This is a genomic window from Terriglobus sp. TAA 43 (assembly GCF_000800015.1).
Lineage (GTDB): Bacteria > Acidobacteriota > Terriglobia > Terriglobales > Acidobacteriaceae > Terriglobus.
Genome location: NZ_JUGR01000001.1, coordinates 484,804 through 499,905 on the forward strand (window position 1 = coordinate 484,804; position 15,102 = coordinate 499,905).

Sequence of the window (15,102 nt, forward strand, 5' to 3'; positions counted from 1 at the left end):
ACGTGGAGAACGCAGGCCCTGTCGCGCAACCTTTTCATTCTATCCCAACAGTAAGCTACTGCAGATGCGGTGCGTCGTTCACTGCAACCTTATCCGCTTTCGGTTTCGCCGGAACTGGCGCAGTTTGATCCGCGGGCCGGTCAGAAGGAAGCCGGAGAGAAGGAGCCTTTGGCTTTGCTTCTGTTTCCTCGGTTCCGGTTTTTGCATCTCCGAGCGATACTTCGTGCGTCAGCGCAGGATCTCGATATCCGGCAAGTTGATCCTTGTCATGCACTTCAATTGGCTTGCCCAATGCGGCCAGCTTCGTCAGCACCACGCGATCGGCGCGGAAACGCACAAAACGTATCGACTGTGGTGTCTTGCCATAGATCCATTCCTCGAACACCTCGCCGTCGCTACTTTCTGCGGCACGCTCACGCAGTTTGGTGTCCGGTTGTCCCAAAGAGGCAAGCACCATGCGGCGATTCATCCCCACCAGGACCTCATGTTCCAGGATCGCGTTGCGGATGGGATCAGGAAGCGTGTCGGCATAGGCCTGCTCTGAAGTCTTCAGGCCAAAGTCGAGCAGAGGCTCCAGCAATGCCTTCACCTCCGCGGCGGATACACGTGGTGTCCGACCTTCAAACAGCAGGGTGATGCGCGTTCCCGTTGGACGTTCGCCCATCACACCGTCGCCCGCCAGCGGGACGTCATTGATAGAGATGTGGCGCAGGAATCGATGCGGCAGGTAAGGACCGCCGTTGATGTCGATATCGATACGGTCCGCGAGAATGTTGATGTCGGTGACCATGATGCGATCACCTGCAGCCGCGCTCATGCCGTCCTTGAACATGCGTCTCTTCAGGCTGTCGTTATCGACGGTGAGGCGTCCGTTTGCGTGAATTACAAGTCCAGGCGCGCCCAATGGCAGGGACCGATGGGCGAATCCCTGTTCCATCAGCAGCATGCGCACCAGCTCGCGCTTGCCTGCAATGTCCATGGGATCCTGTGTGTATTCCACGCGGGTTGGCTTGAAGTCACGAAGAGGATCGCCAACAGAAGTGTCTGGGCCAACAACAAAGACATCCCGTTGCGGCATTGGCCCTACAGTCTGTGCCTGTTGCGCAAGGAGGACGCAACTGCCCGTGGCAGCAATACCAAACACGACGGCGGCAATTGTGTGACGCATGGGACGGGGCACCCCGATGACAGGCACTGTAGACCTAACACATGCCCTAATGCAAGTCCGGTGCAGCAGGTGGCCTGTTGTTACGCTGGATCGCGAGGTTCGCTATACGGAATCTGCGGAGCTTGCAGTCCGCCGATCTGGATCAAAGGAGCTGCGGCGGCCTGTCGCTTCTCTTCCCGCTGGTGCTCTGCCGGCGGCGCTACATCCATTGGGCGCCCCGCGCCTTCCAGCGGCTGCCACGTGTAATGCCACGCGTATTCCTTTGTGAGTCGGAAGACGACTACAAGAGCGACGACGAGTACCAACACTGTAACAAGGGATGCTTCCGGGCCGAATGGCCCACCGGTCAACCAGACGGGACCGTCTGACCCGCTTTGAATGAAACCGAACGTGACCGGTGTATACGGCGAGTTGAAGCCGAAAAGGATCTGCAACACAACCGACCAACCCAGCTGCACACCCAGCGAAAACCAGAGGGCGCGTGTCCGCAGAAAGCCCGTGACAAAAATCGACGCAGCCAGCACCATGACCGGGAGTGTTCTTCCCTGCGATGCTGTGCCGGTGATGGCCAGCATGGTCACCACAAAGATGACAGCAGCGGCAGCCCAGCCGGGGCTGGAGGCTTTGACCAGCGTCTGAAGAGGAAGCCCGGCCAGCACCAATTGCACTACGAGAGCAAAGACAAACAGGACAGCAACACTCAACAGGGTTCGCAGAAGCGTCGGCCCATTGAAGAGGAATTGCATAGAGAGGTTGCCGGTCAGGAGCGCCGGCAGAACCAGCGCAATGGCAATCCCCCAGCCCAAAGCTACGCCGCGTCCGATCTCCCCTGCGATTCCTGGACGACGCACGAAACCAAGGCTGCTGAGCGGTCGAAGCTCTGGCACCCAAACCCTTGCCAGGGCATAAAATCCACCCGCAAGAAGAAGTGCGGCGACTACCTCACGCACAAAGTCGGTCCACATCGCGGGCACAAGCTGCGACAGTTCGCTTGCAGAGAGCAGCGAAAGCACCGTCCATGCGGCGGACAATAGAAATGTCGCCGCCGGACGTGATGGTTTGTGCAGAGAGTGTTTTGCAAATGGCATCCGTACGCCTTCCCAGAGGGGTTCCGGTATTAGACGAGGGCAGCCTCAGGCCGTCGCGTAAAACGCAGCAATATTGCGGAACTTGTTGTAACGCGCTGCAAGGAGTTCTTCCACCGATTGAGACCGCAGTTCCGCGTAATTCTTTTCCAGCGCCGCGCGAACCAGTGCAATCGCTTCGTCCTGATTAGCTTGGGCGCCACCTGCGGGCTCGGGAATCACTCCATCGACGCAGCCCAGGCGTGACACATCGGGAGCCGTATATTTCAGCGCTTCTGCCGCCTGTTGCCGTTTGGTGGCGTCCTTCCACATGATGGAAGCGCATCCTTCCGGGGAGATTACAGAGTAGATCGCGTTCTCCAGCATCAGAACGCGATCGGCAACAGCCAAAGCCAGGGCTCCACCGGATCCGCCTTCACCGGTAATGACGGTGATCGTCGGAACGCGCAGTCGAGACATCTCGATCAGATTGCGGGCAATTGCTTCACCCTGCCCGCGTTCTTCCGCTCCCAGACCGGGGTAAGCACCCGCCAGATCCAAAAAACTGAATACCGGTCTGTTGAACTTTTCCGCGATCTTCATGGCACGAAGAGCCTTGCGATAGCCCTCCGGTTCTGGAGAACCGAAGCGATACTGCATACGCTCCTTCACATTGCGACCCTTGCGGTTGCAGATGACGAGAACTTCATCATCGTTAAAGCGAGCCATACCGGCAAACATCGCCGCGTCATCGCCAAAGCTGCGGTCACCGTGGATTTCGCTCTGATCAGTAAAAATCGCGTCAATGAAGTTCATGGGATGGAGGCGCTGCGGGTCCCGTGCTACCTCAGTCTTACGCCACGCCTCCGGCACTGGAGCGGCAACGGGCTTTGCTTCTGTCTCTGCCATCAGGGTTTATATCCAAGCGCCCGCGAGGGCTCCTGCCGATTATAACGGCTGGCTCTCACTTGCGACGCGACAGGAGCTGATCCAAGGAAAACGTGTTCGCCTCCACCAGCCACAACATGGCAAAGAAGATAAAGCTGTATGTCAGTTGCGTGCCCGCCCCATTCCAGTTCTGAACCGACGTGGTGCCAAAGGTCAGCGCAATCATGAGCAGCGCACCCGCGGCCAGAGCGAACCGAGTGAACAGGCCAAGGAGAAGCAACGCCCCCACCGTTAGCTCGATCCACGGGATGCAGTAGCCGAAAGCTAAGGTCAACACGTGTGGCAACGGGCCTTTGTCCATTCCCTGCGCCATGCCGTTCGCGAAATTGCCTACTCCGCTGAGAATGCGGAAAAAGCCGTGGCCAAAGATGTTCATCCCCAACGCCAGGCGCATCAGCGCATATGCAACAGCCTTATGATCACGCAACATGCAGCATCACCCATGTCCCCTAAAGGACAGACTCTGTGAACTGGAATTAGTTAATCAGCTTCACCGAACCTGCGCCTATGAGATCCTCCACTTGATCAATGAAGAGACGGTCGGCGCACACGCTGAATCCCTGCGGTTCCAGTACGGCACAGAACTCACCAGGTTCTTCCAGATCAAGCATCAGCTTGCCCGGCCCGGGGCGTTCCTGAAACAGCGCTGCCAGTTTCTCCAGCAGAGTAGCATCCGGATGATGCAGCGGAACTCGAATCCGCAGAGCCTCGGGCAGTTTGATCTGTACATCCTCAAGCGCTGTGATACCCGTTACCGAAAGCTTCGGCGCAGAGTCTTCTTCACCACGTAACGAACCGCGCACCAACACTGGCACGTCGATCTTCAGCTTCTCCTGCAGCTTCTCGTAGTCTTTTGGAAATGCGATCAGATCGATCTTGCCGACAGTATCTTCGAGAATCGCCGAGGCATACATTTCGCCACTGCGTTTGCTCTTTGCAACCTTCAGTGCAGAGATGACACCAGCAATCTGGATTTCATTCTGCGGCTCGCGCTGGCCACGCTGAAAGACCACAGGTTCCGGCTTCATTTCGCACGCGGTTGCCGTATCGAGAACACCCTTGATGTTGCGCAGTTTTTCACGGTACTTGTCCATTGGATGGCCGCTGACGAAGAAGCCCAGAACTTCCTTCTCGTTCTGAAGACGCTCATGCTCATCCCAATCAGGGACCTTTGGCAGATCATCTTCCGGCACAGCCGCTGCATCTGCAAATGGTGATGCATCAAACAGGCCAAACAATCCGCTCTGTCCGCTGGCTGCATCACGCTGCGACTTCTGAGCGCGTTCCATCGCCTTATCGACCGCCGCAAACACACGCGCACGCGGGCCGAAGCTATCCATAGCGCCTGCCTTAATCAGCGATTCCAGCACACGTTTGTTCAGCAGACGAAGTTCAACCTGCTCGCAGAAATCCCACAGCGAACTGAAGCCGGACTTCCCTTCGTCTTTCAGTTTGTTTCGCGATTGAACGATGGTCTCGATAGCGTTTCCACCAACGTTCTTAATGGCTGCCAGACCAAAACGAATCGCATCGCCATTAGGCGTAAAGTTGGCATCTGAAATCTGCACATCAGGGGGCAACACGGTGATGCCCATTTCGCGGCATTCCTGGATGTACTTCACAACGTTTTCCGGCTTGGAAGTTTCACTGGTCAGCAGTGCCGCCATGAACTCCACCGGGTAATGCGTCTTCAGATATGCCGTGTGATACGCAAGCAATGCGTACGCCGATGAATGCGATTTGTTAAAGCCGTATCCCGCGAATTGCAGAATGAGGTCAAACAGCGCGCCAGCCTTTTCCTTGGGGTGCTTCCGTTCAGCAGCACCCTTCATGAAGATGTCTTTCTGCTCCGCCATCGCCGCGGGATCTTTCTTACCCATGGCTCGACGCAGCAGATCGGCGCCGCCAAGCGAGTAGCCCGCGATGACCGACGAGATCTGCATGACCTGTTCCTGGTAAACGATGACGCCCAGCGTCTCCTTCAGCAGTGGTTCCAGACCATCCAGCAGATACTCAACAGGGCGACGGCCCCACTTGCGTTCAATGAAGTCGTCGATCATGCCGCCCTGGATCGGGCCGGGGCGATAGAGAGCATTGAGAGCAGTCAAATCTTCTACGGTCGTCGGCTTGTAGCGGCGCAGCACATCACGCATACCGCCGGATTCAAACTGAAAAACGCCGCTGGTTAACGCTCTATGGAAGACCTTTTCGTACGTCTCTGCATCGTCCAGTGGGATCTTATCCATCTCGACGGTGTCGCCGCGATTGCTCTTGATCAGCTTGAGGCAGTCGTCGATGACGGTTAGAGTCGTGAGCCCAAGGAAGTCCATCTTGAGCAATCCCATCTTCTCGACGGCCTTCATGTCATACGCCGTAACCAGATCATCCGTCTTGGTGAGCGTTACGGGAACAAGCTCTGTCAACGGTTGCGGCGCGATAACAACGCCGGCAGCGTGAACGCCAGCACCGCGTACGAGTCCTTCAAGCCGCAAGGCATTGTCGATGATCTCCCGTACCTGCGGATTGCTCTCATATGCCTGCGCCAACGGCGGCGAGTCTTTCAGTGCCTGATCGATGGTGATGCCGATGGTCGCAGGAATCATCTTCGCGATGCGATCGACTTCGCCGTAAGGCATTTCCAGAGCGCGACCAACGTCCTTAATGGCAGCCTTTGCCGCCATCGTGTTGAACGTGATGATCTGCGCAACCTGGTCGGCGCCATACTTGCGCTTCACATACTCAATGACTTCGCCGCGACGGTTCATGCAGAAATCGATATCGATATCTGGCATGCTGATACGTTCTGGATTCAGGAATCGCTCAAACAGCAATTCGTTCTGCAACGGATCAACGTCCGTAATCTCCATCACGTAGGCAACGAGCGATCCGGCAGCGGAACCACGTCCCGGTCCTACGGGAATGTTCTGCTCCTTCGCATAACGAATGAAGTCCCACACAATCATGAAGTAGCCGGGGAACTTCATGCTCTTGATGCAATCGATCTCGCGTTGCAAACGCGCTTCATAGGCATCGATTTCGTAACGCAGCAGGCCACGCGAACGAAGATGTGTAATGGCGGTGTCCAGGCGCTTCTTCAAGCCTTCGCGGCAAACGTGTTCGAAGTAGTCGTCCAGGTCCATCCCGTCGGGCGTTGGGAAGCGCGGGAATGGGTTCTTCACCTTCTGAAGCTTTACATTGCAACGATCCATGAACTGGTTCGTGCGTTCGCAGACCTCTTCATGACCCTGGAAGGTGCGATACATCTCCTCCGCAGACTTGATATAAAACTCCTGCGTGTCGAACTTGAAGCGATTCGGATCATTCATCGAACCCGCTGTTTGAACACACAGCAAAATCTCATGCGCGCGGCTGTCATCGTTCGCCACATAGTGCGCATCATTCGTTGCGATGAGTGGGATGTTCAGATCTTTTTCCATCTTGAACAGCGCATCGCAAACGCCCTTATCGGGCTCCAGTCCATGATCCTGAATTTCAAGGAAGAAGTTGTCCTTGCCAAACATGTCCTGGAACATGCCGGCGCTCTTCTTTGCTTCTTCATACTTGCCGGCCATCAGGTGCTGATTCACTTCGCCCGCAAGGCATCCACTGAACGCAATCAGACCGTCCGTGTGCTTCGACAGAAAGTCTTTCGACACACGCGGCTTGCGATAGAAGCCATGAACCGCTGCCTCGCTCGTTAGCCGAACGAGGTTGCGGTAGCCTTCGTCATTCTCTGCAATCAGCAGGAAGTGGTTGTAACCACCGCTCCTCTCGCGATGGTCATCCGTTTGTGACAGGTACAACTCACAGCCGATGATGGGCTTAATGCCCTTCTTCTCCATAGCTGCGGCAAAGTGCACGGCGCCATAGATGTTGCCGTGATCCGTCATCGCGGCGGCCTTCTGGCCCAGCTTGCTCAGGTGCGCGGCAAGCTTATCAACGTCGCATGCGCCATCCAGCAAGCTGTAATCGGTGTGAAGGTGAAGATGGGTAAATTCGCGATCCGCCATACTTCGATTCTAGGACTCGAGCCGTGTGGTAGGAGGCTGCGGAAAACGCGGTACAAATTACAGGCGCGGCAACATCCGTTGTAGCCCTGCGGTAAGTTGCTCCGGATTTCCAAGAAGGCTGACGACCAACCAGCCTCTTGACGGAAAGCAATAGAAGGACCCCGGATGCACGGCCACGCGGGTCTCTTCCAGTAAGCGGATGGCTAGTTCGACGTCATCGGCGACAGCGGGGATACGTAATACCGCACACCATCCGCCTTCCAGCTTGAGTCGGCTAACCACGGTGCCTTGTATGCAGAGATCCAACGCGGCTAAATTCGCGCTTACGCGTTGCTGTATCTGCACCTGAATCTTATGTCGCACGGACAACCAGGCGGGCACCGCTGTCTGCACAGGCGTCCCCACGGAGAGAAAGGTGTCGGCGATGATCTCCAGTCGATGCATCGCTTCGTGAACCTGCCTTGCGGGTCCGCACACGGCGGTCCATGCAAGTTTCATCTGAGGCATCGCAAGCAGCTTGCTCAGGCCACCGAGCACAAAGGTAAGCGCGGAAGCCTCTGCCTGCGCAAACGTTTCGCCGCGACCTTCAACGCCGTAGTCTAGAAAGACTTCATCCACGATCAGAGGAAGCCTATGCCGGTTCGCCAAACCATACAGTGCGGCACGGTCGGATTCGCTGCAGTAGTGCCCTGTTGGGTTATTCGGATGGATGGCAACAATGGCTCGCGTGCGTTCGGTTACTGCCGCATCCAGCGAGGCAGGGTCAATCTGCCAGCCATCGTGATAGACCAGCGGGTATTTGATCAGTTCCACATCATGGAGCCGCGCCAACAGGTCAAACAATGGATAACTCGGAGACGGCACAAGCACGGCATCGCCGGGTTCGCAGAGTAGCTTGAAGAGAAATCCGTACGCTTCGCTTGTACTTGCGGTCAGCAGAATCTGCTCTGCATCTAGGCTAGGGAACATGCCAGCAACCGCAACGCGCGCCGATTGTGTTCCGAGAGAGCTCGCGTCGTAATGAAGCGAGGCCTTGGCTGCCAGCACATCTAACGGGATCGCGGAATAGTCGAAGCCACATCGAGTCGGGTTTGACACTGTCAGATCAAGGAACGCTGCATCTTGCTTTGCGCGGTGCAACGCGTCTCCGAAGGGCGACGACTCGTGACCAAATTCTGTCCGCGAAGCAAAGTACATAGCCCTCATGCTATCGAAAGAGCACGCAGCTACAATCGACCGCATGTCCCAGATTCGTGCAGTCCTCTTCGATTTCGGTAAAGTGTTGACCCTCGCCCCTGATCTGCGCGTCTGGGAGCAAATGCGTGCTATTTCGCAACTGTCCGAGGCGGAACTTCAGGCTGGCTACTGGAAATATCGCGATGACTATGACGCAGGCCTCCTTACGGGTGATGAGTATTGGCGGCTTATCGCAGGTGCATCCATCTCCGACGACGTGCTGCGCGACCTGAAGGCTGCGGATGTAGCGCTTTGGACGCAGATGAACCAACCCATGCTGCAATGGGTAGCTTCCCTGCACCAGCACGGCTTTCGCACGGGCATTCTTTCCAACATGCCGGACGCCATGGCCGAGGGCATCGTTGCGCAATTTGATTGGATCGCGAATTTCCATCACACCGTATGGTCCTACGCGTTGAAGCTGCGGAAGCCTCAACCGGAGATTTACGCCATCGCGGCAGATGGGTTGAAGACTGCACCGCAGAACATCCTGTTCATCGATGACAAACCGGAGAACACCGCAGCGGCAGAGGCGTTTGGCATGCAGGCGATTGTCTATGACAACCACGCCGACTTTGTTACCGAGATGCATACGCGGGGTTTCGGATATCTCCTCGAACCGGAAACCATCGCTTCCTTTTAGTTCCTGAACGCTTCAGCTTTCCGCTTGTCCCGAATTGGGACAGTTGTAGCCATAAAGATGTACCTGTTGCAGAACAGGACACCCAGGGGCCGCTTCGCCGTGGATAAATGATCACAGCCGCTACTCCGATGCGGACGTAATTCTGCGCGCATGCGATTAAATTTCAGACCCCTAGCTTTTCTCACGGCGTGTTTAGCGATCGCAGGATTTGCCTGCGGGCAGCAGGTTTCCCTGCTCGGGCTACGCTCGCTGAACCACGCGGGAGCGTTTCGCTCGTTGAAGCAGGATGCTGCAGGCAATCTGTATACCCTGTTCGATGCCCACGATGGCGTACGCATACTGAAGTTGACCACCGATGGAACACAGGTGCTGGCAGAGACGCGGATCGGCCAGGCTGGGGATACAGGCGTTGCGCTGGCTCTGGACACCTCCGGCAACGTCTATGTAGCTGGCACGTCGACTTCTACAGGAAGCGTGGCAGGTACAAGCGGTGCCGCATTTCCCAATCGCGCCGATAGCACAACCAACTCGTTCGTTGCGTGTTTCTCGTCTTCCCTTGCACTGCAGTGGTTAAGTTTTGCGGGCAGCGGGAAAACAGCGGTCACGGCCATCGACGCAACAGCTTCTACGGTATACATCACCGGTGGCATCTACGCAGCGACGCTACCGGTAACGTCCGGTGGCATCCAGCAGGTACCCGCCGTCAATAGCAGCGGCAATGGCTTCGTCGAGGCATTCGATGCGACGAACGGCACGCTGCAATACGCAACATACCTGACTGGAGCAAACGGTGACACGCAACCCGCGGCCGTTGTTGCAGACAACACCGGCGCGGCTTATATCGCAGGCACTACAACGGCCACTGGCTATCCAACGACATCAGCACTCAGTCCGGTCATGCGCTTTGCGGCGAGTTATCCGGTATCAGGGTTCGTAACAAAACTCACCACCGCGGGTGATGGTTTTCTGTTCTCAACCTTCATCCCCGGCAACGGATTGAACGCTGTATCGCTGGACTCCAGTGGCAGCGGTTCCCTGTTGCTTTCAGGCAACATCGCTGCCGGCCTTTTCCCTCTCACCGTCGCGCAACGACCCATTGCCAGCGGCCTGAGCTATCAGAGTGCGGTACGTCTATCGCTGGATGGATCTCAGGTCCTTTCCGCCACGTTGCTGGCGCCATCTTCTCTAGCGTCCATCTCTTCCATCACGCCCGGAAATAACGGTCAGGCCTGGGTATTTGCTTCTTCTATCCCCACCCCTCTGCTGCCTGTGCAGCCGCTTGAAAACCTCGGAGATGCTGCGGCATTCCGACTGGGTGTCGACGGTAAGGTAGACCGTATTACCCGTATCGGCGGGATTCCCGTAAACAATAGCGGCTATGCCAGCCTTCCCGTCACTGAGGGCGGAATCCTGTTGCAGAACTCCGGCAACGTCGCGCTTGCCGCTTCCATTGCGCCCACGCTGAGTTCGGAATTGTTGCCAACGGAGCACTACGATCTTCCGCTTGCGCAGGCACCAAACAGCGCGTTGCCGTCGACTGTGCGCGATGCGCTTCCACTAGCCAGTTGCAGCGGCAGCGCTTGTGGTGGGTCTGCTGCTTTGCTGGCTCAAATCGCCCCGGATGCCACTGGACCACAACTGGCGTTAAGCATCGATGACCATCCAAACCTTGTCCTGCGTAACCTGGGGCCTGGGGATGCAACGGGCCTGCAGATCACTGCGACGAATTACACCGTGACGAGTGGATGCGGCAGTACGTTGGCTGCTGGTGCGGAATGCAGCATTGCACTTTCAGGGACCGCCGCAGGTTCCGTCACAGTGCAGGCAGCAAATGCTCCCGCATCTACAACCGCTTTGCCTGCTACGTCGCGCACGGAAAGTGCAATTGTTGTGACACCGCATGAGTTGGACTTCGGGATTGTTACTTCTACAAGCGCGGCCAACACGCGCACGCTTACGGTTCGTAACCCGAGTGGCACAACCCAAACCTTCTCGTCTGCGCGTATCAATGCTGGCTCCTCAAGTTATTCCGTCATGCAGTCCGGAAGCACATGCAACACCACGATAGATGGCCTGCAGAAGATACTAGGACCAAACAATTCCTGCACTATTACGCTCGCGTTATCTCCATCTGCGCTCAACGGCAACGACAGCCCTGTTTCCGCGACGTGGCAGGTGGGCAGCTACGACATTCCGCTCACGGGCTATGCCCAGGCTGCGGCAACTTCTCTATCTGCTACGACGATCGACTTTGGTCGCCAGTATGTGAATGGCATACGCACGCCGCGCTATCTCTACATGAGCAACGCCAGCGATACTCCCCAGTCACACATGAAGGTGGCGTCTACCAATACCGTCTTCACGGTGACCGATGAATGCCCTGCAACATTGCAGGCGTCTTCCATCTGCCGCATCGCGATCAGCTATCTCTCTGCGGTAGCGCCAAGCAGCGACGCGCTTTCACTTGTGGTGGATGGCACAGCAGTCACGGTACTGGGTGAGACATTGCCCCAGCCATCCATCACAGGTTCTTCAACGAATCCGAACCTGACGGTTTCGGCCACCTCACTCACATTCAGCGATCCGGTCATTGTGACCACTGCTTCCACCACAGTCCAGACCGTGACCGTCGGCAACATTGGTGCCGTTGCTTTCGCGCTTCAAGTTGCCATCACTGGTGACTTTACGCAGACCTCCGATTGCCCTGCGTTGCTCGCAGGTGGCGCTTCATGCACCGTGAACGTCACGTTCACCCCGTCCGCTTCGGGATTGCGCGAGGGATTGCTGGCGGTTACTGCGGGGTTGGCAGGACCGACATACGTTTCGCTTAGCGGTACAGGAACCGCCATCCTTCCGCAGAACAACGGCATCGCCTACGGAGACGTGCCGCTCAACACCCCGTCTGTGCAATGGTTGAAAGTGCAACAAGGGCTGGTATCGGCAACGGCATCATCCAGCGACGCTGCATACAAAGTCATCCTCGTGGAAGACATTGGTTATGGGCATGGACAGCCCACCGCCAGCAGTTTTTCATCGACTACTTCAGGTTCGTGTCTGAACTGCTGGCTCGGCATACAGTTTCAGCCAACAACAAGCGGGACTGACATTGCCATGATCTCGGTGCGTTCCTCGAGCGCTGGCAAAGCTGCGTCCGTCATCGTTAGCGGCAATGGAGTGCCGTTGACAGGATTGATCCTGACGCCGTTGACGGAGGACTTTGGTTCTGTTGCAGTGCATACCACCAGCGCTGCAACTGTGTTTCAACTTACGAACGCAACCCCTGCCGCCATCACAATCACCGATGCAACAACCAGCGGCGACTTCCGTATCAACTCGGACGCTACTGGCGGTGTCTCCTGTACCGCTGCAACGGTACAGCCCGGTGCAAGCTGCTTCGTACCGGTCGACTTTGTTCCTGCAGCAACCGGTACACGGACTGGTCAGCTTACCGTACAGAATTCCGCCGGCAACACCTCAGCCGTTCTGACAGGGACAGGCTCAGACGATCCGGGAATCAGCTTTACTCCCGGTGAACTTCGTTTTGACAACGTGCCCGGTATCACTGCAACACAGCAGACGATCACGCTGACCAACACGGGTGCCGTGTCCGCGAGCATCGGTCTACCCACCACCAGCGACTCGCACTTCACTGTCAGCAGCGGCTGCTCTTCTTTGGCAGTGGGGGCATCGTGCACGCTTACGGTGGTCTATCGGGCTACAGCCGCACTCAGCACCGGTGTCCTCAGCGTTCCTGTTATCACTTCGCCTGCAGGAGCAGCGTCCACGGCAACGTACGCGATCGCTCTGACGGGCCAGTACACCTCGGAATCCGCTGGCATTCAGATCATTCCGGGCGAACACAATACCGTCAATTTTGGATCAGGTGCGACGGGAAGCATCGCCGCAAGCCGGGTGTTGCACGTGAATAATCTCAGTGGCAAAGCTCTAACGCTTAACGTTGGCGAGCCCCGTAATTTTTCCATCACTTCCAGTAACTGTGGTGCACTCGCAGGGGGTGGCAGTTGCGATCTTACGGTGCAGTTTGTCCCACAAATCAGTGGCAGCATCACTGGAACGGTTTTCGTGTCAGGAACTCCCGCCGACGGTTCAACGGCACAAAACGGTCTGGGATACCTAGAGGGATATGGCGAGGGCTCAGGAAACCTCAGTATTACGGGAAATATTTCTCCGCTGGGCGTGTTGCAGTTTGGCCAGGTGACGTCGGGGCAGACCGCGTCGCAGACGCTGACAGTAACGAATCCCACAAGTGCAACGGCTGTCGTGAGTCTTACGGTTCGCCGTATTCGGTCTGAGGCACCGTTCCTCACGACGACCGACTGCGGGCAGCCATTGGCCCCCGGACAAAGCTGTTCCATCACCGTAACGTACGCGCCCGTGTATCAGGTGACCGGGAGTACCGCGCTGCTGACCGGTCGAATCGATAGTTCCAGCATCACCATCGAAAGCGATGCAGGCAACGCGCCGCAATTCATCGCGTTGAGTGGACAGGCTGCTCCGATTGCGTCCTCCGTTGCCAGCAGTGATGCCCCGTTGCAGACGTATTCGCTAAGTCAGGGGGCACTCACGTTTGCCAATACGGCAGTGGGGGACAGTTCCCCTGCGCAGCTCATTGAACTCGCGAATACGGGCACAGCCACAGTTCATATTCAGAAGCTTGTTGCATCCACTGGCTTCGTAGCTTCCAGCAACTGCGCCACACTTCCCGTGGGGGCCACGTGCAGCATTTCCGTGAACTACCAGCCGCAATCGACAGGTGTCACCACTGGCACACTGGAAATTCAAAGTGACTCAGTTGCATCGCTGGAGTTTGTGACGCTGGTGGGTACCGGTAGCACTGCTTCTGTTTCCCTTGCGCCGCAGTCCATCGATTTTGGCCGCGTTCTGGTGGGTGCAAGCAGTTCGCAATTCGCGACGCTCACCAATACCGGCGCGGCCCCAGTCACGATGAAAACCGTCGCCGTTACAGGTGCGAACTTCGTGCTGGCAACATCGTCTTCTTCGTCGACGCCATGCCCTGCTGCTGGAGACACATTGGCTGCAGGCGCGTCCTGCACCGTTGCCGTAGTGTTTACGCCACCCTCTGCAGGCACGATGCGCGGAACACTTTCTGTCGCAACTTCGGCAACACCTCTTCCCTTGTTGGTTGCACTCTCCGGTGTCGGCACACAGCCGCTGCTCGCAGTCACGCCTACCTCTCTCGCATTTGGCAACGTTCTTCTCGAATCAAGCAAGACGCTTTCGCTCACGCTGCGAAATATCGGAGCGGACCCAGTTGGCGGCCTTGGATTTACCGCCAGCAAAGACTTCAGCGTAACCAGCACCTGCGGCATCACGACGCTGAACGCGACATCGTCTTGCTCTGTAAACATCACCTATTCGCCTTCCACCACGGGCAATGCGAGCGGCACGCTCACGATTCAAAGCACAGACCCGGCGTCGCCTCTGATCGTGCCTCTAACCGCGAGCGGTATCGCAGGTGGTGACTTGCTTTTGACTGTGAATGGTGGTTCCAGCGCCTCGGTAACAGTACTGCAAGGCATTGCGGCGACCTATTCGCTAAGTGTTGCACCAGTGAATGGTTTTGCGGGGTCCGTTGCGCTTACTTGTACACCAGACGCGCCTGTCGCGTATGCCGCTTGTTCGCTGCTGCCCTCCACCGTAACTCTGAACGGTGGGTCGCAATCATCCGTTGCTACCATCACGACGGTAACGGTCGTCAATTCGAACACGGCCAAGCTTGAATCGCAGTCCGGCAGCAGAGCGATTCTTGCTTGCATCCTGCCCGCAGGCGCAATCTTCCTCTGGCTGCGTCGTCGCAGATCTCCAGGCATGCTTCTGTTGTGTCTGTTCTGTATTTCGCTGATCGGCTGCGGTAGCGGCGAAAGCGGTTTTCGTCTTCGCTCCGTCGTACCTGGCACGTACACGTTTCATGTCACGGCGAGCGCAACAAATGGCACCACGGCTTCGCAAACGGTCAAACTTACGCTTGTGGTGACATCGCCAACCTAATGA

Annotated in this window: 8 protein-coding genes; 2 read left to right on the top strand and 6 right to left on the bottom strand. The window is 56.8% G+C overall.

Annotated elements, in window-relative coordinates; all coding sequences use genetic code 11:
* Positions 1–55: 55 nt before the first annotated feature.
* The 6 genes from M504_RS01975 to M504_RS02000 form a co-directional block, all read right to left on the bottom strand.
* A complete protein-coding gene (locus M504_RS01975; protein WP_156993429.1) occupies positions 56–1,168 on the bottom strand; it encodes a hypothetical protein in 1,113 nt (370 codons plus the stop codon).
* A gap of 80 nt (positions 1,169–1,248) precedes the next feature.
* Entirely contained in the window at positions 1,249–2,256 is a 1,008-nt protein-coding gene (locus tag M504_RS01980) for a hypothetical protein (protein WP_047487348.1), read from the bottom strand.
* A 45-nt stretch (positions 2,257–2,301) separates the two neighbouring features.
* On the bottom strand, positions 2,302–3,141 hold the full coding sequence (locus tag M504_RS01985; RefSeq protein WP_047487350.1) for an acetyl-CoA carboxylase carboxyltransferase subunit alpha: 840 nt from the start codon (positions 3,139–3,141) through the stop codon (positions 2,302–2,304).
* A gap of 55 nt (positions 3,142–3,196) precedes the next feature.
* Positions 3,197–3,610, bottom strand: a complete 414-nt coding sequence (locus tag M504_RS01990) for a DoxX family protein (RefSeq protein WP_047487353.1) — start codon at positions 3,608–3,610, stop codon at positions 3,197–3,199.
* Between the two features lie 46 nt (positions 3,611–3,656).
* Complete coding sequence (dnaE, locus tag M504_RS01995; RefSeq protein WP_047487356.1) at positions 3,657–7,190, bottom strand: DNA polymerase III subunit alpha; 3,534 nt, start codon at positions 7,188–7,190, stop codon at positions 3,657–3,659.
* A gap of 57 nt (positions 7,191–7,247) precedes the next feature.
* Positions 7,248–8,330: a pyridoxal phosphate-dependent aminotransferase gene (locus M504_RS02000; RefSeq protein ID WP_232296119.1), complete on the bottom strand. Its 1,083-nt coding sequence runs from the start codon at positions 8,328–8,330 to the stop codon at positions 7,248–7,250.
* A gap of 100 nt (positions 8,331–8,430) precedes the next feature.
* On the opposite strand from M504_RS02000, the gene M504_RS02005 reads away from it, so the two are divergent.
* Positions 8,431–9,069, top strand: coding sequence for an HAD family phosphatase (locus M504_RS02005; protein WP_047493098.1), 639 nt, complete (start codon positions 8,431–8,433; stop codon positions 9,067–9,069).
* 276 nt (positions 9,070–9,345) lie between these two features.
* The gene (locus M504_RS02010; protein WP_052200220.1) at positions 9,346–15,099 is read left to right on the top strand and encodes a choice-of-anchor D domain-containing protein; all 5,754 of its coding nucleotides are present in this window, start codon (positions 9,346–9,348) and stop codon (positions 15,097–15,099) included.
* The last annotated feature ends 3 nt before the right edge of the window (positions 15,100–15,102 follow it).

Bases quoted from the DNA above. Each gene is read 5' to 3' on its own strand.
- M504_RS01980 (WP_047487348.1), bottom strand. From the start codon at position 2,256: ATGCCATTTGCAAAACACTCTCTGCACAAACCATCACGTCCGGCGGCG.
- M504_RS02005 (WP_047493098.1), top strand. From the start codon at position 8,431: ATGTCCCAGATTCGTGCAGTCCTCTTCGATTTCGGTAAAGTGTTGACC.
- M504_RS01985 (WP_047487350.1), bottom strand. From the start codon at position 3,141: ATGGCAGAGACAGAAGCAAAGCCCGTTGCCGCTCCAGTGCCGGAGGCG.
- dnaE (WP_047487356.1), bottom strand. From the start codon at position 7,190: ATGGCGGATCGCGAATTTACCCATCTTCACCTTCACACCGATTACAGC.
- M504_RS01975 (WP_156993429.1), bottom strand. From the start codon at position 1,168: ATGCGTCACACAATTGCCGCCGTCGTGTTTGGTATTGCTGCCACGGGC.
- M504_RS01990 (WP_047487353.1), bottom strand. From the start codon at position 3,610: ATGTTGCGTGATCATAAGGCTGTTGCATATGCGCTGATGCGCCTGGCG.